This is a genomic window from Paenibacillus dendritiformis (assembly GCF_945605565.1).
GTDB lineage: Bacteria > Bacillota > Bacilli > Paenibacillales > Paenibacillaceae > Paenibacillus_B > Paenibacillus_B dendritiformis_A.
Genome location: NZ_OX216966.1, coordinates 4,514,330 through 4,538,748, shown reverse-complemented (window position 1 = coordinate 4,538,748; position 24,419 = coordinate 4,514,330). Strand labels below are relative to the sequence as shown.

21 protein-coding genes are annotated in these 24,419 nt (G+C 55.8%); 19 read left to right on the top strand and 2 right to left on the bottom strand.

Annotated elements, in window-relative coordinates:
• The first annotated feature begins 35 nt into the window (after positions 1–35).
• The 11 genes from NNL35_RS20235 (at position 36) to chrA (ending at position 12,233) form a co-directional block, all read left to right on the top strand.
• Positions 36–1,604 carry a serine/threonine protein kinase gene (locus tag NNL35_RS20235; protein ID WP_006675467.1) on the top strand — a complete coding sequence of 523 codons (1,569 nt, stop codon included), beginning with the start codon at positions 36–38 and terminating at the stop codon, positions 1,602–1,604.
• The gene (locus NNL35_RS20230; RefSeq protein ID WP_238535280.1) at positions 1,601–2,803 is read left to right on the top strand and encodes an SAF domain-containing protein; all 1,203 of its coding nucleotides are present in this window, start codon (positions 1,601–1,603) and stop codon (positions 2,801–2,803) included. The genes NNL35_RS20235 and NNL35_RS20230 overlap by 4 nt, the downstream gene beginning before the upstream one ends.
• Positions 2,804–2,839: 36 nt before the next feature.
• Positions 2,840–3,553 carry a hypothetical protein gene (locus NNL35_RS20225; protein ID WP_006675469.1) on the top strand — a complete coding sequence of 238 codons (714 nt, stop codon included), beginning with the start codon at positions 2,840–2,842 and terminating at the stop codon, positions 3,551–3,553.
• 70 nt (positions 3,554–3,623) lie between these two features.
• Positions 3,624–4,385 carry a hypothetical protein gene (locus NNL35_RS20220; protein WP_006675470.1) on the top strand — a complete coding sequence of 254 codons (762 nt, stop codon included), beginning with the start codon at positions 3,624–3,626 and terminating at the stop codon, positions 4,383–4,385.
• Between the two features lie 4 nt (positions 4,386–4,389).
• Positions 4,390–6,270, top strand: a complete 1,881-nt coding sequence (locus NNL35_RS20215; RefSeq protein WP_006675471.1) for an ATPase, T2SS/T4P/T4SS family — start codon at positions 4,390–4,392, stop codon at positions 6,268–6,270.
• Positions 6,260–8,272, top strand: a complete 2,013-nt coding sequence (locus NNL35_RS20210) for a hypothetical protein (protein WP_006675472.1) — start codon at positions 6,260–6,262, stop codon at positions 8,270–8,272. The genes NNL35_RS20215 and NNL35_RS20210 overlap by 11 nt, the downstream gene beginning before the upstream one ends.
• Positions 8,273–8,361: 89 nt before the next feature.
• A complete protein-coding gene (locus NNL35_RS20205; RefSeq protein WP_006675473.1) occupies positions 8,362–8,835 on the top strand; it encodes a hypothetical protein in 474 nt (157 codons plus the stop codon).
• Positions 8,836–8,938: 103 nt separating this feature from the next.
• Positions 8,939–9,322 (top strand): hypothetical protein, encoded by a 384-nt coding sequence (locus NNL35_RS20200; protein ID WP_006675474.1) that lies wholly within the window; start codon positions 8,939–8,941, stop codon positions 9,320–9,322.
• A gap of 15 nt (positions 9,323–9,337) precedes the next feature.
• Positions 9,338–9,892, top strand: a complete 555-nt coding sequence (locus NNL35_RS20195; RefSeq protein ID WP_006675475.1) for a hypothetical protein — start codon at positions 9,338–9,340, stop codon at positions 9,890–9,892.
• Positions 9,879–10,883: a hypothetical protein gene (locus tag NNL35_RS20190; RefSeq protein WP_006675476.1), complete on the top strand. Its 1,005-nt coding sequence runs from the start codon at positions 9,879–9,881 to the stop codon at positions 10,881–10,883. The genes NNL35_RS20195 and NNL35_RS20190 overlap by 14 nt, the downstream gene beginning before the upstream one ends.
• Positions 10,884–11,009: 126 nt before the next feature.
• Entirely contained in the window at positions 11,010–12,233 is a 1,224-nt protein-coding gene (gene chrA / locus NNL35_RS20185) for a chromate efflux transporter (RefSeq protein ID WP_238535281.1), read from the top strand.
• Positions 12,234–12,359: 126 nt separating this feature from the next.
• Here the strand turns inward: chrA and NNL35_RS20180 are convergent, their stop codons facing one another.
• On the bottom strand, positions 12,360–13,022 hold the full coding sequence (locus NNL35_RS20180; RefSeq protein ID WP_006675478.1) for a thiamine diphosphokinase: 663 nt from the start codon (positions 13,020–13,022) through the stop codon (positions 12,360–12,362).
• 206 nt (positions 13,023–13,228) lie between these two features.
• On the opposite strand from NNL35_RS20180, the gene NNL35_RS20175 reads away from it, so the two are divergent.
• Entirely contained in the window at positions 13,229–13,726 is a 498-nt protein-coding gene (locus NNL35_RS20175) for a low molecular weight protein-tyrosine-phosphatase (protein WP_006675479.1), read from the top strand.
• A gap of 66 nt (positions 13,727–13,792) precedes the next feature.
• Here the strand turns inward: NNL35_RS20175 and NNL35_RS20170 are convergent, their stop codons facing one another.
• Complete coding sequence (locus tag NNL35_RS20170) at positions 13,793–14,521, bottom strand: alpha/beta hydrolase (RefSeq protein ID WP_006675480.1); 729 nt, start codon at positions 14,519–14,521, stop codon at positions 13,793–13,795.
• 342 nt (positions 14,522–14,863) lie between these two features.
• Between NNL35_RS20170 and pdhA the strand changes: the two genes are divergently transcribed.
• The 7 genes from pdhA to hutU all read left to right on the top strand — a co-directional run bounded on the left by pdhA (position 14,864) and on the right by hutU (position 24,369).
• Positions 14,864–15,931 (top strand): pyruvate dehydrogenase (acetyl-transferring) E1 component subunit alpha, encoded by a 1,068-nt coding sequence (gene pdhA / locus NNL35_RS20165; protein WP_006675481.1) that lies wholly within the window; start codon positions 14,864–14,866, stop codon positions 15,929–15,931.
• A gap of 124 nt (positions 15,932–16,055) precedes the next feature.
• A complete protein-coding gene (locus tag NNL35_RS20160) occupies positions 16,056–17,033 on the top strand; it encodes an alpha-ketoacid dehydrogenase subunit beta (protein WP_006675482.1) in 978 nt (325 codons plus the stop codon).
• Positions 17,034–17,068: 35 nt separating this feature from the next.
• Positions 17,069–18,334 (top strand): dihydrolipoamide acetyltransferase family protein, encoded by a 1,266-nt coding sequence (locus NNL35_RS20155; protein WP_006675483.1) that lies wholly within the window; start codon positions 17,069–17,071, stop codon positions 18,332–18,334.
• A 6-nt stretch (positions 18,335–18,340) separates the two neighbouring features.
• A complete protein-coding gene (lpdA, locus tag NNL35_RS20150) occupies positions 18,341–19,759 on the top strand; it encodes a dihydrolipoyl dehydrogenase (protein WP_006675484.1) in 1,419 nt (472 codons plus the stop codon).
• Between the two features lie 655 nt (positions 19,760–20,414).
• Entirely contained in the window at positions 20,415–21,968 is a 1,554-nt protein-coding gene (hutH, locus tag NNL35_RS20145; protein ID WP_006675485.1) for a histidine ammonia-lyase, read from the top strand.
• Positions 21,969–22,076: 108 nt separating this feature from the next.
• Positions 22,077–22,553 carry a histidine utilization transcription antiterminator HutP gene (gene hutP, locus NNL35_RS20140; RefSeq protein ID WP_006675486.1) on the top strand — a complete coding sequence of 159 codons (477 nt, stop codon included), beginning with the start codon at positions 22,077–22,079 and terminating at the stop codon, positions 22,551–22,553.
• 151 nt (positions 22,554–22,704) lie between these two features.
• Complete coding sequence (gene hutU / locus NNL35_RS20135; RefSeq protein WP_006675487.1) at positions 22,705–24,369, top strand: urocanate hydratase; 1,665 nt, start codon at positions 22,705–22,707, stop codon at positions 24,367–24,369.
• The last annotated feature ends 50 nt before the right edge of the window (positions 24,370–24,419 follow it).

Here is a 24,419-nt window from a genome sequence, read left to right as displayed (position 1 = left end):
AGGGTGCTTTTTTGCGTTGTCGTGGGGGGATTGCATTGCTGGATCATGGATTTAATCTGCAGCCGGGTCAACTGCTGCACGGCAGGTACCGCATTGTCCGATTGCTCGGAAGCGGAGGGATGAGCTCCGTCTATTTGGCGGAAGACGAGAGGCTGGCTGGGAAGCATTGGGCGATCAAGATATCCAAGCCCGCGGTCAGGGATATGGAGCAGCTCGTCCATGAAGCGAGGCTGCTGACGGCTTTGCGCCACCCGCATCTCCCGCTCATTGTTGACTTTTATCCGCCGGATGCGTCGGGAAGGGCGTATCTCGTCATGGAATATATCGAGGGGGTAACGCTGGGAGAACGAATGCGTGAGCGGCCGGTTTCGTTCGCAGAGGCAATCGGTTATGCGGTGCCGATTTGCGAAGCCTTGTCTTATTTGCACAGCCGGCATCCGCCTATCGTGTTTCGCGATATGAAGCCGTCGAACATCATGCTGACCCGGCTGGGCCAGGTGAAGCTGATTGATTTCGGAATCGCTCGCAATGTCGATGCAGACAAGGAGCACGATACGGTCAAGCTCGGCACGGTCGGGTTCGCCGCTCCGGAGCAGTATGACGGCAAGCAGAGCGATGCCCGCACGGATCTGTACGGAATAGGCGCTCTGCTGGCCCATATGATGTCCGCTGGCCGCTGGAAGGGAGAGCTTCCGCTTCAGCCGCAATGTCTGGCCGATGATGTACCGGCCGGCTTCCTTCCAGTTCTTGTCAAGCTGCTGGCTATCCGTCCCGAGCACCGATATCAATCGGCACAAGAACTAGTCGAAGTATTAAGGCCGTTCGCCGCGGGGGGCGGCAGCCCTTCCACAGCGGGCATCAATGATCCTCCGTATGCTGCCGGGAGGACTGGTGCCGGACTGGTGATTGCTTTTCGCGGCACTTCCTCCGGGATTGGAGCGACGCATGCGGCGCTCATGTGCGCGTATCACCTGTCGGCCGGGCAATTGGGCAGGGCAGCCTACGTCGATGCCCGGGATGAGGCGGACGGTGTGGTCATTCGTGCCTTGGAGGCGGATTATGAAGGCGAGGAGCCGGATGCGATGGAGAGTATTCGGGCGAGCCGGAAGACGGCGGGAGATGCGGCCGAAGGAGTTCGGCTGTATGGCGTGACCTGCTACCGCTGGACGCAGAGCAATCTGCTGCCGTATTTGCTTGGGCGGTACGAATACGTCGTGCTTGATACGGGAGCGGATATGACAGGACGCCGAATAGAGGAGTTCGAACGGGCCCAGATCCCCGTACTTGTCGGCAGCGCGGCTCCCTGGCGCCGGGAAGAGCTGCGCGAGGCGGCCCGAAGGTTCGAAGCGAATCAATGCACGCATTGGTACGCAGCCATTGCACATGCGGATGCCTATCCTTCCTGGCGGCCGGCTTGGATCCGCGGGCGGTGCAGAGGTCTGTTGAAGCTGCCGTATCAGCCAGATCCGTTCGAATGGAGCGAGGATGCCCTGCGGTGGACGGAAGTGCTCGTAGGGGCAGAGCATTCCGGCAGAGGCTGGCTGAATCGGCTCGGGCGATGGATGAAGGAGAAGAAACTTGCCAAAGGAGAGGTGCGAAGTTGAGACGATGGACACGGAGAAGGAGGCAAATGGCGTGGTCCGCCCTATGCGGGGCGGCGGCGGCAGGCATCTTGTTCGGGTTCTACCTGTGGTGGTCCGACCGCCAATTATTGTCGCTGCGGTCATCGGTGGAAGCCGAATATAAGCAGGAATTCGATCGGCTGGAGCGGCTGGCTGCGGAACAGCGTAAGCAGCAGGCGGCGATATGGGTATTCGAGCGGCCGCTCCAAGCCGGGACCCGAATCAGCATGGCTGATCTGAAGAGGCGGGAGATCGCGGAATCGGCTGCTCCGGCAGGCCGGGTGCGCGAGGCGGATGACGCCATCGGCAAAGTGCTGAAAATCGATGTATCGGCCAAAACTCCGGTGCTCTCTTCGATGCTGTATGAAGAGGCGCGGCTGGCGGATGATATGCGCTGGGTGGAGACGGCGGTCATTCAACTGCCGCTGCTGCTCGGCAAGCGCGATGCGATTGATGTGCGCATCCGCTTCCCGGATGGCCAAGACTATGTCATCCTGTCCCGCAAGGCGATTCATGAACTGCAGGAGCCTACCGTCTGGCTGCAGATGGATGAGCGGGAACGGTTGTCGTTCTCCAGCGCCTGTGTGGACGCTTATTTGCACGGGGGGCAGATTTATGCATTGCGGTATATCGAACCTCATCTGCAAAAGGACGCGGCAATCACTTATCCTCCCAATGAACAGGTGCTGAAGTTGATGCAATCGAACCCGAATATCGTGAAGCAGGCCAATGCAGCGTTAATGTCCCGTCTTCGCCAACAGATGGAAAAGGAATGGGCCGACAAGGCCGCCGAGAGGGATGCTCCCGTCAGGGGAAGGATGAACCCTGAGCAAGGGACGGAAGCGGCTGGTTATTCAGTTCCCGCCTATGCAACCGGAGCGTCTCCGCTGACGGGAAGAGCGCCGGAGGCGGTAAGGGATTCTCCGTTCGTCGGTCCGAAGGACGGCACGTCCGCAGAACAGTTCGCCCAGGACATGCAGAGGCCATTGCCGGATACGGTTCCCGGCGGCGCTGGGACAGAGAAGGAGCCGGTTGGACGGCCTGCGGAGCCGCTGCTTCCGGATGAACCGGAGCATTCCATTCCGGAGGACGCCTCGCAGCAAAGAGCAAGCGGAGCCGGAAAGCGTAGAGAAGATGCGACGGATCACGAATCGATCTTCTCCGAGCCTGTCCGCCGCTAGCGGCAGAAGTGGAAGTGAAGAAGAGGGGGAATACGATTGAGTAGCGCGGTTTTTATCGGAAGCGTGGATAAGAGCGAGCATCTATTTGCGGTATGCACATTGCTGACCCGGCTGCAGCGCAAAGTACTGTTGATTGACGGGACCCAGGCGCAATGGAGCGCGTACCGGGTTGCCGGATCGGACCCGTCCATGCGTCTGATCAACTGGAACGGCTTCGATGTTTTGACCGGATGCTCGAATTGGATGGACGCGTTCCGGAGACTGGAGCGGGAAGATGAGGCGCCACCGAGCTATGATGATGTCCTCATCGATACGGATTCAGCCACATTTTTTGCTCCCGCGCAATGGGCGGAAGCGGATTGCCGCTTCCTCTGCCAGACAATAGAGAGCTATCACATTGCGAAGAACAAAGAGTGGCTGGCTGCCTTCCAGCGCAATCAGGAAGGGGAGCCGCTCGCATTCATTCCGGTTCTGTTCCGTTCCCTGGAGCCGGAGTCCGAGCTGGAATTTATGAAAGAACTGTATCAGTCGGGGTTCGAACAGCGCTGGTCGGAGGCCGCGGTAGTCATTCCTGAAGACGAACGGGATTGGGCGGCGAAGATGGATCAGGAGCATGTGGGAACGATCCGTCTTCAAGCCTATGCGCGCGGAACAAAAAGAGCATGGCGCGAGTTGACGGAACGGATTGCGGGTTCGCTGGCAGACAAAGAATGGAGAAAATGCTTGAAGGCCACGACGAAAGGACGGTAATGCAAAAATGCCGCTATGCAAGCAATGGATGATACGTTCGGCGGGACGGGGAATGTGCGGAGGCACTTCTGTGACGGCATGCTTGGGAATGACGCTCGCCTGGCGCTGCCAGCTGCGCGTGCTGCTCATTCATGCCGAGCAGCGGGGAAGGGGCCTGGAGGCACTCCTGCCGAAGCCGGAGGCCGCGTCTTCGATCCTTTATCGCGCCACTCCGAATGGTTGGAGCAATTTGCTTCGCATGCTGGAGCACCAGCAAGCGGAGGATGATATGTTCGTGTCCTTCACGGCTCCCGTCATGCGCAATCTCGATATGCTGCCGGGCTTCGACGACGAGCATGAACGAGCGTATGGAGGAGGCAAGCTGCGCCAATGGATACCGAGGATAATGAGACTGGCAGAGAAACGGTATGACATCGTGCTGTGGGACGCGGGTGGAGAAGATGACGATATGGCGCAAGCTGTCGGGGCGCGGGCCCAAGGGACGCTGCTTGTCGCCAGCCAGCAGCGTTCTATGCTGGAGGCTGCATTCCGCGATCGTAGTTCTTCCGCCTCCGCCTATATATTAGGCATGTATGATGACGATATCCGGCAAAATGATGTCCGGATTCGGCGTCAATACAAGCCGGAGGCACCGCTGTTCATTATTCCGTACTCTGCCGGTTTCCGTAACGCGGCAGACGAGGGCAAGCTGCTTGCCTGGTATATTCAGCAGCTCATGAAGCCGCAGCGGATACAGCGGAATGGATTTGCCGATCACCACAAGAAGCTGGCGGAATGGCTCATGTCGGAGTCAGGCGCGATAGCGCGTTCCGGTCCAGGGGAAGCGGGGTGAGCGCATGTTCTGGAACGGAATTCTTATCGCGGTCATTGCTGCGGGCACACTTGCCGGATTGGGGCTGCGCCTGCGCGACAGGGGAAGGGCCAATGCAGGCAAGCGGCAGGATTGGACATGGGAGAAGCTGGATGCCGCGGTGAAGCAGTATTTCGTCACGTGGACCTCCGACATTCTGATGGATGTTCATGCGAATGAAGAGGAATTCCGGCGCGAGACAGCGCGGCGGCTGGCGCTCAAAAAGGCGTTGAAAGCATGCAACAACGGCGAGCCTGCGGCCAAGGAATATATAAAAGATTGGATTGTCGATATTGTCGAACAGCACATCAAGCTTGGAGCAGGTGAGCTGGAGCGGCTTATCTCGTTCAATCGTCCGGATCTGCTGACTGTTCAGGACAAGTTCGACTTGCTCCTGTATGTATACAAGCAGCGATACGGGTACGGAGCCTTGGATGAACTGATACGGACGTACAAGTGGGATGAATTAAGAACTCTTCCGTCTGCGGAGGACGAATCAGGCTATGTCGTCACGAGCGCGGATGTCGACGCGGCGTTTCGGCTGGAGCGATTGAAGTTCGCGCACCGCGATCGGATACGTATTGTAGCTCAGCGCCTGTATCAGCGGTACAAAGGGTTCTCAGTCATTGATGAGATGCGTGACATGCGGATTGACGGCGTATCCGGCGGCATTAACGGGGTCCCTGAGGTGTTGGCCGGATCGCCCTACGCCGATATGGTGCAGCCGGAATTGGGGGAGCAGGACAAGGAGGATATCCGCGCCTGCGACAGCGTGTGGGTTTTTTATAAAGGGAAATCGATTCGGTTCGCGTTTCTTTCCTTCGGCAGCGATGCCGAACTGCGAAGAGTGTGCCACAACATTTACAAATATCAATCGCCCGGACCGCTGACCGAAGCAGACGGCTACCGGGTCAATCATATGAAGGATGGCTCGCGGGTTGTCGTTCTTCGCCCGCCGTTTGCGGAATCATGGTGCTTTTTCATCCGCAAATTCGATACGAGCCGGGTCACGCTTCGACAGCTGATTACGGATAAAAATGCCGAGCTGCCGATCGCCCTGCTTACTTATTTAATGAAGGGGGCGAGGGTGACGGCCGTTACCGGTGCGCAAGGATCGGGGAAAACGACGCTGTTGATGGCGTTAGTCCAATCCATCTACTCGTTCTATCCGCTTCGCGTGCAGGAGCAGGCGTTCGAGCTCCATTTGCGGCGCCTGTACCCGCAGCGGAATATCGTCTCGCTAAGGGAGACCGAGCGCATTTCAGGCCAGGCCGGGCTGGACGTGCAGAAGAAAACGGACGGCACGGTGCATATACTCGGGGAAGTCGCAACCGATCCGGTCGCGGCCTGGATGATTCAAATGGCGCAGGTCGCAAGCTTGTTCACCGTCTTCACGCATCATGCGAAAACATTCCCGGATCTTATATTCGCGCTTCGCAACTCGCTGCTTAAAAGCGGAATGTTCCACAATGAAGCGATTGCGGAGCAGCAGGTTAGCGGCGTTCTCCATTTTGATGTGCATCTGACCCGGGACGCCGACGGAAAACGGTATATCGAGCGGATAACCGAGTGCATCCCGGTGGCGGATCCAGAGCCGGGAGAGATGCCGCCGGCCGGGGAGAGCGGGAGCGGAGGAGTATCTTGGGAGCGCTACATCCTGTCCTCCGAGCAGCTGCACCGCCGGCTTGGCCGTACGCGCGCGTTCGAATACCGCAATATTGTCGAATATCGGCAAGGCCGCTACTGCTTGGTTCATCCGCTCTCCGATCGGCAGGCGGAAGCCATGGAGCGGGAAATGACGGCCGAGGACAAGCGCCGCTTCCGTGAATGGCTGAGCCAGGAAGGAGGGATGGCGATTGCCGGTTAGTACTGTGCTGATGGGGCTGGCTGCCGTCTCGGTAGCCGTTGGTATGCTGCTCTGGCGGATCAGCCGAAGGCTGGAAGCGGGACAAGCTCATCTATTCCCGCGGCGAAGCGAATCTTGGGGCGCACATATGAAGGCGGCATGGCATGCAGGTCTGCAGCGGTTCTATATGATGGCTGTGAAGACGCCGCTGTTGAAGGGACGGGCGCACGCAATCCGGCAGCGGCTAAGCCCATTCTATTCGTATGATGAATGGCTGTTGCGCCGAAAGACGGCAGCCGTCTTGCTCGGCAGCGCCGCGACGGCTGCGTTGGCCGCGATCGTGTTCCTGTCGTTCCATCAGGATGTGCTGTCATGGCTCATGCTTCTGCTCGTATTGAGCGTCGCGGAAGGGCTGTACCGGGATGCGGCTGTCCAGCGCGCCGAACGCAAGCTGCTGAAGCTCGGAGCGGAGGCTTTCGCCAATGTGAGGCAAGCCTATCATCGCCATCGCATGGTCGATGCGGCGATCGCCGAGGCGGCGGATGGCAGCCACCCGATGCTGGAACCCCATATGAAGCGAATGCTTGACATGATGGATGAACAGGAGCCGGAAGCGGCCTTGGCTGCGTATGAGGAGGCGGCTCCGAACCGTTACTTCAAGCTGTTCGCCGGATTGTCGCGCTTCGTGGCCGAATACGGGGATCCGCCTCAGCGGCAAGGGTCCTCCTATCTTCAAGGCATCTCGATGCTCGTGAGAGAGATGCATTTGGAATTGGCGATGCGCTCCCGGCTGGAATATTTGCTGAGCGGGCTCCAGGCAATCGCGGTCGTGCCCGTGTTGTTCGCTGACCCGCTCGCCCGATGGGCAAAGGCCTATTTCCCGTTGATGGAGCAATTTTATGAGAGCAAGCTCGGCTGGCTGCTCCAACTGGCGGTGTTCATCACGGTCTTCATCTGCCACAGGCTGCTGCTTCAGCTGCATTGGCAGCCGGGCCGGGCCGAAGCCGCAGCCCGGCGGACATGGGAGCGCCGTCTCTGGACACGCTCTGCCGTCAAGCGCCTTGTGCGCCGCTTGATGGCCCGCACACCGGCGGCAACGATTCGCCGGGTCCAGCGGCTGCTGAGAGAGGCGAACGACGACATGCCGGTCGATCAATTCTATGCCCGGCGCTGGGCCTTGGCTGCGGTCGTGCTGGTCTGCGGGGTCTGTCTGCTGTTCTTGTTGCAGTCGACAGCCGCAGCCGGGGCGTGGAATCAACTGCAGCGACAGATGGTCGCGCTCGGGCTGGAGATGCCGGCTGTGCCTGGCAGCAGCGCCGCTCAGCCGTCGCAGGAAGAGCTTGAGACGTGGAAGGGACAACTCTTGGCTCACCCTTCGGCGGCAAGCGATCGGAAATCCAAGCAATTAGTCAACTCCTTCGCCAACTATGCTGATCGGCTGCAAGGGAGCCGCATCCAATGGTGGGAGGTGCTGTTGGTCCTAGCGGCAAGTCTTGCCGCTTATGCTTGTCCGGTCGTCCTCCTTCATGTCCGGATCCGGCTGCAGCATATTGACATGAGGACGGAGATTAGCCAGTTCCAGTCGCTGACCTTGCTGCTGAGAGCCTTCGACCGCATGACGGCTGAACAGATCGTGGGCTGGATGGGGCGCAGCTCTATTTATTTCAGGAAGCCGCTGCACGCATGCCTCATGAATTGGGAGAGCGGGGCGGAGGAGGCGCTGCAGCAGCTGAAGCGGGATGCACCTTATCCGGACTTTGTCCGCTTTGTCGAAAAAATCGAATTGGCCTTCGATCTGATTCTTCTCCATCAAGCCTTCGATGACGTAGAGCAGGACTGGCTCTATGAGCAGGAAATGATCAAGCAGCATTATGAGAAGAGCATCGATGCCAAAGCGGTATGGGGACAATGGTTCGGATTCGCGCCGATGTATGCGCTCGTCTTTCTATACTTGGTCATTCCGCTCGTCTGGATGAGCGCAGAGCAAATGCGCACGTCTTTTGAACAAATTCGCCAGCTGTAGCTTCCGGCTAGTAAGCGGCCTATCATAGCGAGACGTGCCTATCAGAAACCAATCGAATAAAAATCGGAAAAAGGAGCAGGTGATTTGCCATGAATAATGCTCAATCCGCGCTAAAGGTAGCGGCGGGAATCTTTTTGACCATTGCGTTGATAACGATTGTCGTACTGCTGTTCGTCAGCGCGCAGGAGGCGACGAAGACGGCGCAAAATGAGTTCTCGTCTATACAGACGGAGCTCAGCAAAGCATCGTTCACTGTATATGACAATACAACGGTAAGCGGTTCTCAGGTCGTGAATGCCATCCGCAAATTTTTTAAGCAGGATCAGTTCGGCGTCCGCGTCATCACCGGCAAAAACAAGTCGAATGGAATTACGGAAGGAACCTACTACGGGTCGGATGTGCTTGACAACGGGACCTTCTCCAGCGCGAAGCGTAACGAAAGCCTGGAACTGGCGACACTGGAGTCGCTCGACAGCTATGTCAACCCGAGCGGCAAATTTAAAGCCCGCGTCATCGTGGACCAAAGCAATGTGACACGCGGCATCGTGTTCGAGCAACAGTAAGCGGAGAATTCAGTTAACAGGCCGCCTGTACTCTAGTTCAAAGTCGTGTCCGGTTCTTGGCGGCTGCCAATCGAGCCGTACTCTGGATGAGGGGAGAAATGATATGGAAAATGCCGCTCACATGATATCCCTTACGGTTGCCTTTATCCTTTTTGTGGCGGCGCTATCGTTCTCACATGATGCGGTAACCGCCCGTAATCTTCTGCTGGATGAAGCGGATAGCGTTCTCGATGAACGTGATCCGAATATCGCGCCCCGGCTGCAAATTCCGCCAACCTATACGGTCACGGGAGCGGCCGTGCTGCAATCGATCTATCATATTGGCGCGATGGATGCCGTGATTCAAGTGGGCTTGACAGAATATGGGCGGGATGTGGACAGGGACCGTCTAGACGCTTCGGGAATCCGGCTGAACGGATTGTATCGCATGAAGCAGGTATGGCGTCCGGACGGGAGCCTGGAGAGGGTGATTTTCGATCCGCTATAGGAAGGAGAGAACGGTGTGGCCAAAGGGATCATAACGTTGTTCGCCGCAGTCATTTCGTGTTATTTGATGTTCCTGTATCCGCTTGGCGCTTCATATCAGCAGCAGGAGCAGCTTGCTTATACGCTGGCCTATTCGTCGGTTACCGGATTTGTCGATGCCGTCCGTGACAAAGGATTTATTACGCCGATCATGGTTAATGACCTGAACGCCCAGCTGGCGCAAAGCGGCCATGTCTTCGATATTGAGATGGAGCACGGTATTAAGAAATACAATCCTATCCATGCGGATCCGGCGGATGCTGGAACTTTCCAAGCGCGCTTCGAGGTATATTATGATTTTCATTATACGGATGAGTTGAACCGCGTCCTGTTCCCGGACTCATCAGCACCGCTAACCGATCCGGACCGGGTATATTATTTGAAGGCAGGAGATATTTTTCGCGTCGTCGCCAAAAATGTGAATGAAACCAATGCTGCTCTCGTTCGCAGCTTTCTTACCCGCACGCTTCCTGATGACTTGGCGCGGATCTACATCCCGTACGGAGGAATGGTGCGGAATGAAGACTATTAATTCCAGTTATTTCATCGGACTGGCGCTGTTTTTCGTCGCCATTTTCTTTCCGGCGATGCTGCTGCAGGATTGGCGTATCGGGGACCAGGCTGGCGCAATGGAGCTGGCGCGCATGTATGACGGGGCTGTCCATGCTGCGGTGCAGGACGCGGCGTTCGCGCTTCATATGAATGAATATCAGCAATATGAACCGGGCTACGACTCGTTGAAATATTTTCGGGCCAATAAAGAACGGGCATTGGAGCAATTTTACGCGACGCTATTCACCAATTTCGATGTATCCGGTGATGCCGTCGGGCAGCAGGTGCTGCTCGGACATGTTCCCGTTATCGCCGTGATCGATTATGACGGCTATTGGATTCAGGCTTACGGCGAAATTCGCAATCGCGACGGCGAACTGGAATCCAAGCCGCTGTGGCATGCGAAGAAGCCGTATGCTTATGCGGATGCGTTGGGGAACAGCGTGTCGTTCACGCTGGATGATTACGTCCATGCGTTCGATGCGACGACACAGCGATGGTATGAGGGCAAGCGAGAGCGGGTCAAGGAGGCCGCGGTTCAGCGCATTCCGCTTCTGGCGGATGCCGGCCAGTTCGAGCAGGTGCGCCGGACGACGATCGTGAACACGCTTCAGGCAGATCTGGCCTATTATATCAACCAACACAATACGCATGCCCGCAAGCTGGGGATTACGTATACGTTTACGCTACCGCTGATCGGGCAGGAGGATTGGAACAACACGGTCGATGACATCGGGTTTATCGCATTTATTCAAGGGCTTCCGATGGGCGTACACTATTATAACAACTATGCGTTCGGCGGAGGACGCCTGGTCAAGCGTCCTGTCGTCTATGGCGCGATTCGGGACGGCATCCGTATTTATTACCGTTCCCGGTGCGGGGAGCGGGACGCCATTGCAGAGACCTTCGCGAGCGAAAAGGAGGCTGCGGCACAAGGATACTTCCCGCGGCCATGCCCGAACGGGCCGTAACCGCCATGTTAAATTGTTGTAAACCGGTTGCGCCGTCCGTACTGTGCGTGATATCAATAAGGAATCAGACGGAGGTCTGTCTTGCTGCCGCTCCATAATCCTTATCGATCGAGGCGGCAGCGTACCATGTCAACGATTCAGGAGGCAGCGATGTCAAGTCACGGACAGCTATGGGAAGTGTTTTGGACGGCGTTAAAATTGGGGCTTACCTCGTTCGGAGGTCCCGCCGCGCATATCGGTTATTTTCGAGATACGTATGTCGATAAGCTGCGATGGGTTAGAGATGAGCAATTCGCGGATATGAACGCGTTGAGCCAGCTGCTGCCAGGTCCTTCGAGCAGCCAATTGGGCATGGCGATAGGGATGAGGCGAGCCGGCTGGCTGGGCGGGATTGCGGCGTGGGCCGGCTTCACGCTGCCATCGGCTTGCCTGTTGATATTATTCGCCTTCGGCATCGGCTGGCTGCCAGGGGAGGTTCCCGGCTGGCTGCAGGGTCTGAAGCTGGTGGCGATTCCGGTCATTATTCACGCCTTGCGCGGCATGTCGGCCCAACTGACGCCGGACCCGCTGCGCAAGACGATTGCGGCGTCCGCGGCCGTCGGCGCATTAACGGTACCCGGCACATATTGCCAGATCGCGATAATCGGGCTGTCCGCTGCCGCAGGCTGGCTGCTGCTGCGCAAGCCTTCCCAGCAACAGGCGAAGCCGGAGGGAAGCGGCGAAGCTCCGGAAGCCGTTCTGCCGCTCCGCTTCTCGATGACGATGCTGATCTTGTTCGGAGCAGGCGGTATCCTGCTTCCGTGGCTTGCGGGGGCGCTGCCCGGCCCGGCAACCAAGCTGGCGGACATGATGTTCCGCACCGGATCGCTTGTGTTCGGGGGCGGCCATGTGATGCTTCCGCTGCTGGCGGAGGAGTTGAGCAGGGGCGGCATCATGGGCGAGTCCGCCTTGCTGGCAGGATACGGAGCCGCGCAGGCCGTTCCCGGCCCGCTGTTCACTTTCGCAGGCTTCGTCGGCGCGTCGCTGGCGCCGGGCTGGCTCGGTACGCTCTATGGCATCGTGGCGCTCGTCTTCATCTTCCTGCCCGGATATTTGCTTATCGCGGCGGCGCTTCCCTTCGCCGAGCGGCTGCGGACATGGAGCGGCGTAAGGGCCGCCCTCGCCGGGATTAATGCCGCCGTGGTCGGGCTCCTGCTGGCGGCGCTGTACCAGCCGGTATGGACGACCTCCGTACAGGGTCCGGCCCACTTTGTGATTGTCTTGATCGGCTCCCTGCTGCTGATGGCATGGAAGCTTCCGCCATGGTCGGTCGTCCTCGTATCGGCATTATGCGGTGCGGTCCTGCTATAGGTGCAGCAAGGGACGGCAGAGGTCTGTATTGTCCAGACCTGCTGCCGTCCCTGACCTGGCTTGCGAGGGCATGCGGTTCTCTCCTCACAGTGAGAACGCGCCAGCTGGCAGCCCGCTTGCTTCCGCTTAGTCGCGGCTGCAGATGACGAGCAGGTAGCCGTCCCGAATGGTGACGGTTCCTTCCTCCTCGGCGAACTGGTTGCTGATCGCGAGCGATTGCCCGATATGCAGCGTGGCATCTGTCAGAGGATAGGCGAAGCCCTTGAGCGTGATGCCGGTGACCGTCATGCTGAGCGGGAGCAGCGACAGATAAGGGTAGGGCTGCCGCGGCAGAGTCAGCTCGGAGTTGGTCAGCCGGATAATATTGTGGGCGTCAACAATTTGGCATTGGATCCCTTGGTCAAGTCCGACCCGCAGCAGATGGATGTTGCCAAGGGTATGATCCAGTCTCGTGCCGGTTGCGCCGAGCAGCGTAATCTGGGCGGGCTTCCAAGCGAGCGCCGTATGGAAGGCCAACTCGGTGTCGGTATAATCTTTGTCGATCGCGTCAAAATCTTGATAATGCTTGCTGCAGCTTCGTATTTGGTTCCGTTCGTCCTCTGTGACGGAATCGAAATCCCCAATCGCCACGTCCGGGCAGATTCCATGATTGGCCAAAGCCAATGCACCCCGATCTGCGCCGATAACGACATCCGCCTCATTACACACGGAGAGCAGGGAGGCATCGAGAATGCCGCCGGCGCAAATAACGACATGCCGAGGGCGGGGAACAGGGGGAGCTATGTACATGGCTATCCTTCCTTTTGTGAGACCTTCTAGCGCTGAAAGTCCCGAATTATAGATGATGTGTGCGTTCTAAGTATATCCGATTGCCGCAGCGAGACCAATCCCTAACTGGCCTTCTTGGAACACGGGCTTGTTATTTGTTGTCGAGATAGGTATATTTACAGGTGAAGAGCCCTTACCCACCAGTAGCTGAAAGGAGGTGTACCGCAGTGGTGAACGTATTGTTCGTCTGTCTCGGCAACATTTGCCGTTCACCGATGGCAGAGGCGATATTTCGACATGAAGTGAAGCAGGCGGGCCTGGAACACGCGATTGCCGTCGATTCCGCAGGTACGGGAGATTGGCATATTGGCCAGCCGCCCCACCAAGGCACGCGAGCGATACTGGATGAACGCCGCATTTCATACGAAGGCATGCTGGGCAGACAAGTAAAACCCGGAGATTTCAATGATTTTACATATATTGTATGCATGGACAGAAGCAATGAACAGAATGTATTGGCTTGGGAAGGGGCGGAAGCAAGACAGGCTCAAGTGATGCGCTTTATGACGCTGCTTCCGGAGGAGCAGGCTGAAGACGTGCCTGATCCGTACTACACCGGCAATTTTGATGAAGTATACCGGCTGATTCAGGCGGGCTGCATCCGGCTGTTGGACAAGATCGTTCAGGAGCAGGGCCTGAATCATGGCCAATCGACACAAAAGTAGTGACATACCCTTCAGTATGCCACTACTTTTTTAGCTGTTCTTTTTTGACGGGACAGACAAAGGGGACTATTCAAGGAAAAAACGGAGCGCGTCCGGGATATGCTGCTGCCAGAAGCCCCACTGATGCTGGCCGTCATGCTCGCTGTACTGGATATGGGCGCCTCTGTCCTCCAGAAGCTGCTTCGCCGACCGGTTCAAGGCGACAAAATCGAACACGCCCCGATCCGTCTTGAAAGCGGTCTCCTGCAGTCCGACGATCATGAACAAATGCAGCCAGGACAAGTCCGATTCTCGGGCAATCAGCTCTTGCGAGCAGGGATAGTACGCACCCGACAGCGAGATGACCTGACGGAAGCGTTCGGGATAGCGAAGCGCCAGATGAAGAGAGACGGTGCCGCCCAGCGAGTCGCCCGCCAAGACGGTCTCGGTCCAATCGGTCCGTACTGGATAATGCTGCTCGATGAAGGGAACAATCTCTTCGACGAACGCGCGGGTATATGATTCAAAACGTTCCCCGTCCGGGGAATATTCAGATGTACGTATTTTTTTGTCCACGTCTACGCCGACGATGATGAAAGGCTCCATATCATCTTCAATAATGAGTTTATTCGCATAGGTCGCGATGCGGCCAAAGTTGAAGAAATCTTCGCCATCCTGACAGTAGACGACCGGATAGCTCAGCATCTCCTGATAGCCTGGCGGCAGGTAGACGCGAACATGGCGATCTGCGCTCAGCAGACTGCTTGGAATGACATGCTTGTGGATCGTTCGTTTGAGAATGGATGAATCGGACATCATTTACACCGCCTTGTGCAAAATTTAGCTTTTATTGGTGAATAATATCTCTAATTGGCCAAAATGTTCTTCTATCTAAAGGTAGTTTGAACCTGCGCTAGAAATACAGCGATCCGCTCACTGGGGAAATAGTCTCACGCCCTTGGAGCAGAGGACCGCTTTGTGCTTAAGTTCACAATTTTGTAACAGCCTGTTATAGTCCGAAATTAGACCTGTTATAACAACACTAAAACAAAATGTTCACTTTTTTCGCGTTTTCTTTTGACCAATTGAGTAAAACAGGTGTATAATCATTCTATAACAGCTATACAAAATCTTCAAACTTTTATTGAGGTGAAAACAATGAGCAAGTATCCATTTGAAGTTCAGACGGAAGATGTTCAGCCATTGTCCGTCTTGTCTCCAGAAGGAGAAATCGTGAACCCGGATCTCATGCCGGAACTTACCGACGAACAATTGAAGGAAATCATGTACCGCATGGTGTTCACGCGGACATGGGACGAGCGTGCCATCAACTTGGGCCGCCAAGGCCGCCTCGGCTTCTATGCGCCGGTATCCGGTCAAGAAGCTTCCATGGTAGGCAGTGTATACCCGCTTGAGAAGGAAGATTTCGTTGTGCCGGCATACCGCGACATGCCGCAAATCGTATGGCATGGATTGCCATTGTACCAAGCATTCCTCTATTCCCGCGGACATCAGCATGGCGGGCAAATTCCGGAAGGCGTCAACGTATTGATGCCGCAAATCATCATCGGCGCGCAAATCCTGCACGCGATGGGGATTGCAAAAGGCTTCAAACTGAAAAAACAACCAAACGTAGCGATTACGTACACTGGTGACGGCGGATCGTCCGAAGGCGACTTCTATGAAGGCCTTAACTTCGCTGGCGCGTACAGCCTGCCGGTTATTTTCTTCGTACAGAACAACGGTTATGCAATTACAACGCCGTTCACGAAGCAAACGGCAGCGAAATCGATCGCTCACAAAGCGGTAGCGGCGGGCATTCACGGCATGCAGGTAGACGGCATGGACGTGCTCGCAGTCATCAAGGCGGTTCAAATCGCGGCAGAACGCGGACGCAAGGGAGAAGGCGCAACGCTGATCGAGTCGTTGACGTACCGTTTCCGTCCTCACTCCATGGCCGACGACACGACCAAATACCGCACGAAAGACGAAGAAGCGGAATGGGCAATCAAAGATCCGATCGTACGCTTCGGCAAATATTTGGAGAAAAAGGGACTGTGGACGGAAGAAGATACAGCCCGCGTGAAAGACGAAGCGAAAGCGAAAGTCAACGAAGAAATCAAGCGTGCGGAAAAAACCGAAAAAATGACGGTTGCCGGCCTGATCGACAGCATGTTCGAAACGACGCCAAAATATTTGGAAGAGCAAAAAGCCGATTTTCAATAAATAGCAGAACGACAATGAACCGGGGTCAGGGAAGACGTCCGGTTATCAATAGAAGTCAGCATCGCATGAGAATGCGAACCAGACCGAATCAGGCTGTGTGATAACGTAAGGAGGATACGATGCAATGGCACAAATGAATATGAAAGAAGCGATTCGCGACGCAATGCGCGTGGAATTGAAGCGGGATCCGAACGTGTTGGTATTTGGGGAAGACGTCGGCCATGTCGGCGGCGTGTTCCGTGCAACGGAAGGTCTGCAAAAAGAGTTTGGCGATGAGCGTGTCTTCGATACGCCGCTGGCAGAGTCCGCAATCGGCGGGATGGCTGTCGGTCTCGGCATCCAAGGCTTCCGCCCTATCGCGGAAATCCAGTTCGTCGGATTCATCTATGAAGCTCTTGACCAAATCTGTGTTCAAGCAGCACGCATGCGCTACCGCTCCGGCGGACGCTACAACGCGCCAATCGTATTCCGTACGCCATTCGGCGGCGGGGTAAAAGCGGCAGAACTGCATACAGACTCGCTGGAAGGCTTGCTCGTACAAACACCGGGCATTAAAGTAGTTATTCCTTCGAATCCATATGATGCGAAAGGATTGCTCATCTCGGCGATCCGTGACAACGACCCTGTATTCTTCATGGAACACTTGAACCTGTACCATGCTTATCGCGAAGAGGTGCCTGAAGAAGACTACACTGTTCCGCTCGGCGAAGCGAAGGTCGTCCGCGAAGGCAAGGACGTTACAATCATCGCTTACGGCTTGATGGTTCATACGGCGATGAAAGCAGCCGCTGAACTGGAGAAGGAAGGCATTCAAGCGGAAGTCATCGACCTGCGCACGTTGATTCCGTTGGATATCGATACAATCGTCGCTTCGATCAAGAAGACGAACCGCGCTATCGTCGTTCAAGAGGCGCAAAAAACTTCCGGCGTCGCTGCAGAAGTCATTGCCCAAATCAATGAAAAGGCGATTCTTCATCTGGAAGCGCCAGTGCTGCGCGTAACCGGTCCGGACACGGTATATCCGTTTGCCCAAATCGAGGACACTTGGCTGCCAACGCCTGCCCGCATCGTAGCTGGCGCCAAAAAAGTATTGGACTTCTAAGTTAGAACCGAACAGATTTGAAGGAGGTTGTTCTTGTGGCTAAATTTGAATATCGCTTCCCAGAGCTGGGGGAAGGGCTGCATGAAGGCGAAATTATTAAAATGCACATCAAACCGGGTGACAAAGTTACCGACGACGACATCATCATGGAAGTTCAAAATGATAAAGCTGTCGTTGAAGTGCCTTGTCCGGTAAACGGTACGGTGCTGGAAGTGCTGGCGAAGGATGGCCAAGTATGCCATATGGGCGAAGTCGTGGCTATCATCGATGCCGAAGGGGATATCCCGGAACAAGCGGAACCGGCCGAAGAGGCTAAGGAAGAACCGGCAGCAGCACCTGCAGCGGAAGCTCCAAAAGCGGAAGGTACAGCTGCAGCGCCTAACCATGAAGTGCTGGCTACGCCAAGCGTACGCAAGCTGGCGCGCGAATTGGGCGTGAACATCGGCGAAGTTCCTCCAACCGGCAAGAACGGCAAAGTTACGCGCGAAGATGTTGAAGCATTCGCCAATGGCGGAGCGCCTGCCGCGAAGGCAGAAGCGCCTCAAGCCGCTGCCGAAGCCAAAGCAGCGCCTGCCGCTCCAGCAGCTACCGGACGCGAAGCCGAAGAAGAGCGCGTGCCATTCAAGGGCATCCGCAAAGCCATCTCCAATGCGATGGTCAAATCGGCTTACACAGCGCCGCATGTTACAATCATGGACGAAGTGGACGTTGCGGAACTGGTTGCATTCCGTACCCGCTTGAAGCCAATGATGGAGAAGAAAGGCACGAAAGTAACCTACCTTCCGTTCATCGTCAAAGCGCTTGTTGCGGCTTGCCGTCAGTTCCCGGCTATGAACGCGATGATCGACGAAGCGAACAACGAGATCGTGTACAAAAAGTACTACAACATCGGTATCGCTACCGATACAGACAACGGTCTGATCGTTCCGGTTATCAATGATGCGGATCGCCGCAGCATCTGGATGATCGCCGACAGCATCAAGGATCTGGCTGCCCGCGGACGCGAAGGCAAGCTTGGCCCGAACGAATTGAAAGGCAGCACGATCACGATTACGAACATCGGTTCCGCAGGCGGCATGTTCTTCACGCCAATCATCAACTTCCCGGAAGTTGCGATTTTGGGTACCGGCCGCATTACGGAAAAACCTGTCGTGAAGAACGGCGAAATCGTGGCAGCGCCAGTCATGGCCTTGTCTCTCAGCTTCGACCACCGTCTCATCGACGGCGCAACGGCACAAAACTTTATGAACTATATCAAGCAGCTGCTTGCTAATCCAGAGCTGCTTGTCATGGAGGTGTAACCGGACATGGTAGTAGGAGACGCATCTTTGAACATTGATACTCTGGTTATTGGAGCAGGCCCGGGCGGTTATGTGGCAGCGATTCGCGCTGCCCAACTCGGCCAAAGCGTGCTTATCGTAGATAAATCGACTGTCGGCGGCGTATGTCTGAACCGCGGCTGTATTCCTTCCAAAGCCTTGATCAGCGCTGCGCATCAATATGAAGTGACTCAGCATGCTTCCGCCATCGGCATCACGGCTGAAAATGTAAAAGTCGACTTCAAAAAAGTGCAAGAATTCAAGGGCGGCGTCGTGAAAAAGCTGACCGGCGGCGTTAGCGGCTTGCTGAAGGCGAACAAAGTGCAAGTGTTCAACGGCGAGTGCATGTTCATCAACGAAAATGAAGCGCGCGTATTCAACGACCAAGAAGCGCCGCGCTACAAGTTCAAAAACTGCATCATCGCAACGGGTTCCCGTCCAATCGAATTGAAAGCTTTCCCGTTCGGCGGACGCATTCTGTCCTCGACGGAAGCTCTCGAGCTGCAAGATATTCCGAAGTCGATGATCGTCATCGGCGGCGGATACATCGGCGCGGAGCTTGGCCAAATGTACTCCAAGTTCGGCACGAAAGTAACGATTATCGAGGGCGCGGACATGGTGCTGCCAGGCTTCGATAAAGATATGACGCAGCTTGTCGCGAAAAACATGAAGAAATCCAATGTGGAAATCTTCACGGGCGCGAAAGCGGAGAGCGCAACGCAAACGGATAAAGACGTTACTGTCAAATTCACCGTTAAAGGCGAAACCAAAGAAGTTACTGCAGAATACCTGCTCGTAACGGTTGGCCGCCGTCCGAACACCGATGGCGAGCTTGGTCTCGATATGATCGGCGTCAAAATGACCGACCGCGGCCTGGTCGAAGTCGACCACCAAGGACGCACAAGCATTCCGCACATCTTCGCAATTGGCGATATCGTTGCCGGTCCAGCTCTGGCGCATAAAGCTTCTTACGAAGGCAAGGTTGCGGCGGAAGCTATCGCGGGCATGCCTAGCGTAGTTGACTACAAGTGCATCCCTGCCGTATGCTTCACCGATCCGGAGTGCGCAAGCGTAGGCTTGTCTGAATCGGAAGCGAAGGAAAAAGGCTACAACGTCAAGGCCGGCAAGTTCCCATATGCGGCGAACGGACGCGCGCTGTCCCTCGGCGGCAACGCGGATGGCTTCGTGAAGATCGTGGCTGACGCGGATTCGGGCGTCGTGCTCGGTTCCCAAATCGTCGGCGCGGAAGCGTCCAACCTGATCGCGGAAATGGGCTTGGCTGTGGAAATGGCGGCAACACTGGAAGACCTGTCGCTGACGATCCACGCTCACCCAACGCTTGGCGAAATCGTGATGGAAGCAGCGGAAGTCGTACTTGGACATCCGATCCACACAGTAGCGAAGTAATGTTTTAATCATGCAGTACTCCTGCTCCAGGAGCGTTCTGTTATCTATCTGTTACGGTTCTATTCGATATTGATGTGCTTTGTGCCCTCGCAGCGTGATGCTGCGGGGGATTTTTTTATGAGACGTTGTCGGATAAAAGCCTGCGTGGGTTATTGACTAAGCTTCTCCAACGTTGTAAATTAAATGTAAGCTCGATATAGTCATTAGTGAATAGAATGTAGCTTTGAATGAGGGAAGGATTGGGTTTCCTTATCGAACTGCATTCTTTTTGTTTTTTAAAGGTAGTTCAAAAAGTCCGCTTTTGATCACGAAGTGAGTTACTGGAAGTAATTCGGCATCGAATCTTGCATTCACTCTTGAAAAGCGTATCCTTCCGAAGCATGTTTCCTTTGGAAACATTTTAGCTGCTCATGTAGTATCGCCTACACTCCGCTGCTCCTTACAAGTTTTGCGGAGCAAAACTCGCATCGAAAGCATTCGCTTCGAGTTCTTGCAACCTTCTCGGTGCTGAAAACCGAACTTTTTGAACATATAGATTTGGGCAATCAACCAGTTGGGGAAATGAGTATAAGAATAGGATGAAGCAATGGCCTTTAGCGAATAGTCATTAGAAGCCGTTACCGAAACTACTATTTATAGTAAAGCAGGTGCGGAAATGCAGATAACGGAACATAAGGAAGATCATCATGTGGTGTTCGTTGGCGGCGGGACATTAACGATCGGGCAGGTTGTTCAGGTTGCCCGCTTCAATGCCAGAGTGGAGCTGCGGGAAGAGAGCATTCGCATTATGGCGAAGAGCAGGGCCTATGTGGAAACTTTGCTGCGCGAGAAAAAAGTGGTGTACGGCTTGACAACCGGCTTCGGGAAGTTTTGCGATACGTATATTTCCGGCGAAGATGTCAAAGCGCTGCAGTTGAATCTCATTCGAAGCCACGCGTGCGGAATCGGTGCGCCGTTCTCGATCGAGATCGCCAGAGCGATTATGCTGCTGCGTGTCAATGCGCTTGCGCTTGGCTACTCCGGCATCCGTCCGGAAGTGGTGCAATTGATGGTCGGCATGCTGAACCAAGGGGTAACGCCGGTCATCCCGGAAAAAGGCTCGCTCGGCGCAAGCGGCGATTTGGCGCCGCTGTCCCATTTGGCGCTCGTGCTCGTCGGCGAAGGCGAAGCTTATTATCAGGGCAAGCGGATGCCGGGCGGCCAGGCGATGCAGCTTGCCGGTCTCATTCCTGTAACGTTGGAGGCGAAGGAGGGATTAGCCCTGATCAACGGGACGCAGGCGATGACGGCCGTAGGCGCGTTGGCCTGCCACGATGCCATGAATCTGGCGAACTGGGCCGACTGCACGCTTGCCTTGACTTGTGAAGCGCTGTTCGCCGTCCGGGACGCCTTCGAGCCGTTAACCCACGTCATTCGCCCGCATCAAGGACAGCGTCAATCCGCCGAAAATGTAATCCGGTTAACCTCCGGAAGCAAGTTCATGACAAGCCAGGGGGAGCGAAGGGTGCAGGATGCCTATTCCTTGCGCTGCGCGCCGCAGGTTCACGGGGCAAGCCGGGATGCACTGGCCTATATCGCTGGCAAGCTGGAAATTGAAATTAATTCGGCGACAGATAATCCTCTTATTTTTGTGGATGAGGGGCGAGTGATCTCGGGCGGGAATTTCCATGGGCAGCCGATTGCTCTGGCGATGGACCATCTGTCCGTCAGCGCAGCGGAGCTGGCCAACATTTCCGAACGGCGGATCGAAAGGCTCGTCAACCCTCACTTGAATGAGCAGCTTCCGCCTTTTCTTACGAATAATGGGGGGCTTCAATCCGGCTTCATGATTGCGCAGTACGCAGCCGCGTCCGTTGTGTCCGAGAATAAGGCGCTGGCACATCCGGCAAGCGTCGATTCGATTCCGTCCTCGGGCAACCAAGAGGATCATGTCAGCATGGGAACCATCGCCGCGCGCAAAGCGAAGCAGATCGTTGAGAACGCTTACGACGTGCTCGCCATCGAGCTGCTGTGCGGGGCGCAAGCGGCTGATTTCCGCGACCCGCGGGGGCTTGGGCTCGGAACCAAATGGCTCTATGATCAATGCCGCAAGCTTGTCCCGGCTGTTGAGACGGATCGCGTGCTTGCCGATGATTTTCAGAAGGTGGCGGACTGGATGAGGCAGACCGATGCCGCCGCGAGCATAGCGGATCTAGTCAAGCTTCAGTAGGAGGATCATGGATTCAGGTTTATTCAGCGTTCAATTTCTCTGTCTGGCTTTGGCAGTATATCATTTTTTTCAAAATACGGGGTTGTTGTTCAAGAAGGGAGGTTGGCAATGAGTAACCTGAATCAAGGAAAGCGGTTCGACTGCGGCAATTATACGATGGGCAAGCTGACCTCGCTCTTGGTCATGCTGCATAACGAAGAAGCGGGCGCGGAAATCGAGCAGGAAATGAAAAAGAGAGGATACCGGTATACGATCGGCAAGGTCGGCGCCATGGAATTGGTCAAAGTCGTGACGGCGATTGAAACGAGCGCCAAAGCGAACAAGGTGATCGATCCGAACTCTTATCGGGAAGTTCATTCTTTATATCATGCCATCATCGAAGCGCTGCAGGGGATTGGGAGAGGGACGGTCCAATTCGGAGATATATTGAGGACAGTAGGATTAACCTTTTGCATTACGAGAGGGACGGTCGAAATATCGGGATATTCCGAGGAATGGTTAAGCGTCTGCGTGTACGGCACGATTGGCGCCCCCAAAAAAGGATTCGAGCACGATGTGCTCGGGTTCGGGTACAACCATATTTAAACAGCGTCATCTTGCGATACTCATTCATGTCATGCTGCTTTGTGCGCAAGCTGGGCTGGAGTCAGACGCTCTTCTTTAGAGTATGTTTTGAAGAGATGGAAAGCGGGCTTTGATATTGTTTGTCGAATCTATCACAAAGGAGTGGCTATTTGTGAAGCAAACTACCAAACGTATCATCAGAGCGGCACATGGAACGGAATTGACTGCGAAAGGCTGGCAGCAGGAAGCGGTCCTGCGGATGCTTATGAACAATCTGGATCCCGACGTGGCCGAGCGTCCGGAAGATCTGGTCGTGTATGGCGGTATCGGCAAGGCGGCACGGAACTGGGAGTGCTTCGACAAAATCGTGGAATGTCTGACGAACCTGGAAGCGGATGAAACGCTGCTTGTGCAATCAGGCAAGCCGGTCGGCGTGTTCCGGACGCACACGCATGCGCCGCGGGTTCTCCTCTCCAATTCGGTTATCGTGCCTGCCTATGCCAATTGGGATACGTTCCACGAGCTTGATAAGCAGGGACTGATGATGTACGGGCAAATGACGGCCGGGAGCTGGATTTATATCGGGACGCAGGGCATTTTGCAAGGAACGTATGAGACCTTCGCCGAGGCTGCCCGCCAGCATAAAGGGGGCACCTTGAGAGGAACGCTGACGCTAACGGCGGGACTCGGCGGCATGGGAGGAGCCCAGCCGCTCGCCGTCACGATGAACGAGGGCGTCATGATCGGAGTGGAGGTCGATCCATCCCGGATCCAGCGCAGAATCGATACGAAATATTGCGATATTATGGTTCACGATCTGGATGAGGCGTTGAAGCTGGCGGAGGCTGCGAAGGCGGAGGGAAGAGCGCTCTCGATCGGCCTGGTGGGCAATGCGGCGGAGGTGTTCCCGGAAATGGTGCGGCGGGGGATTCGACCCGATTTCGTCACGGATCAGACATCGGCCCACGATCCGCTTAACGGCTATGTGCCGGCAGGCTATTCACCGGAAGCGGCTGCCGAACTGCGGGCGGCCGACCCGGCGCAATATGTGAAGCTGTCCAAAAAATCGATGGCTGCCCACGTCCAGGCGATGCTTGATCTTCAGAAAATGGGCGCCATTGTATTCGATTACGGCAATAATATCCGCCAAGTGGCCTTCGATGAAGGGGTGACCGAAGCATTTCAATTCCCTGGCTTCGTTCCGGCTTATATTCGCCCGCTCTTCTGCGAAGGGAAGGGGCCGTTCCGCTGGGCGGCTCTGTCCGGCAATCCGGATGATATTTATAAGACGGATGAGCTTGTATTGAAGCTGTTCCCGCAAAATACCCATCTGTGCAACTGGATCAAGATGGCCAGGGAGAAGGTCGCGTTCCAGGGCCTGCCTGCCCGCATTTGCTGGTTGGGCTATGGGGAACGGGCCAAGATGGGCTTGGCTATCAACGAGATGGTGCGCAATGGGGATATTTCCGCCCCGATCGTCATTGGCCGGGATCATCTGGACTGCGGCTCGGTCGCTTCACCGAACCGTGAGACGGAGTCAATGAAGGACGGCAGCGATGTGGTCGCCGACTGGGCGATATTGAACGCGCTGGTGAATACGGCTTCCGGCGCGAGCTGGGTCTCTGTCCACCACGGCGGCGGCGTAGGCATGGGGTATTCCCTGCATGCGGGCATGGTCGTCGTCGCGGATGGTTCAGCAGAAGCGGACGAGAAGCTGTCCCGCGTCTTGAATACAGATCCGGGCATGGGCATTATCCGTCATGCCGACGCCGGTTATGAGCTTGCGATTAAGACGGCGAAGAATTGCGGAGTACGCGTGCCGATGCTTGGCATATAACAATGACGCGCAGCAAGCCCGGCCGGGCTTGCTGCCTTCGAGAGGGGGAG

Excerpts from the sequence above, each read along its gene's own strand:
- NNL35_RS20215 (WP_006675471.1), top strand. The coding sequence starts at position 4,390 with ATGTTCTGGAACGGAATTCTTATCGCGGTCATTGCTGCGGGCACACTT.
- NNL35_RS20205 (WP_006675473.1), top strand. The coding sequence starts at position 8,362 with ATGAATAATGCTCAATCCGCGCTAAAGGTAGCGGCGGGAATCTTTTTG.
- NNL35_RS20200 (WP_006675474.1), top strand. The coding sequence starts at position 8,939 with ATGGAAAATGCCGCTCACATGATATCCCTTACGGTTGCCTTTATCCTT.
- NNL35_RS20190 (WP_006675476.1), top strand. The coding sequence starts at position 9,879 with ATGAAGACTATTAATTCCAGTTATTTCATCGGACTGGCGCTGTTTTTC.
- chrA (WP_238535281.1), top strand. The coding sequence starts at position 11,010 with ATGTCAACGATTCAGGAGGCAGCGATGTCAAGTCACGGACAGCTATGG.
- NNL35_RS20180 (WP_006675478.1), bottom strand. The coding sequence starts at position 13,022 with ATGTACATAGCTCCCCCTGTTCCCCGCCCTCGGCATGTCGTTATTTGC.
- NNL35_RS20170 (WP_006675480.1), bottom strand. The coding sequence starts at position 14,521 with ATGTCCGATTCATCCATTCTCAAACGAACGATCCACAAGCATGTCATT.
- pdhA (WP_006675481.1), top strand. The coding sequence starts at position 14,864 with ATGAGCAAGTATCCATTTGAAGTTCAGACGGAAGATGTTCAGCCATTG.
- NNL35_RS20160 (WP_006675482.1), top strand. The coding sequence starts at position 16,056 with ATGGCACAAATGAATATGAAAGAAGCGATTCGCGACGCAATGCGCGTG.
- lpdA (WP_006675484.1), top strand. The coding sequence starts at position 18,341 with ATGGTAGTAGGAGACGCATCTTTGAACATTGATACTCTGGTTATTGGA.
- hutH (WP_006675485.1), top strand. The coding sequence starts at position 20,415 with ATGCAGATAACGGAACATAAGGAAGATCATCATGTGGTGTTCGTTGGC.
- hutP (WP_006675486.1), top strand. The coding sequence starts at position 22,077 with ATGAGTAACCTGAATCAAGGAAAGCGGTTCGACTGCGGCAATTATACG.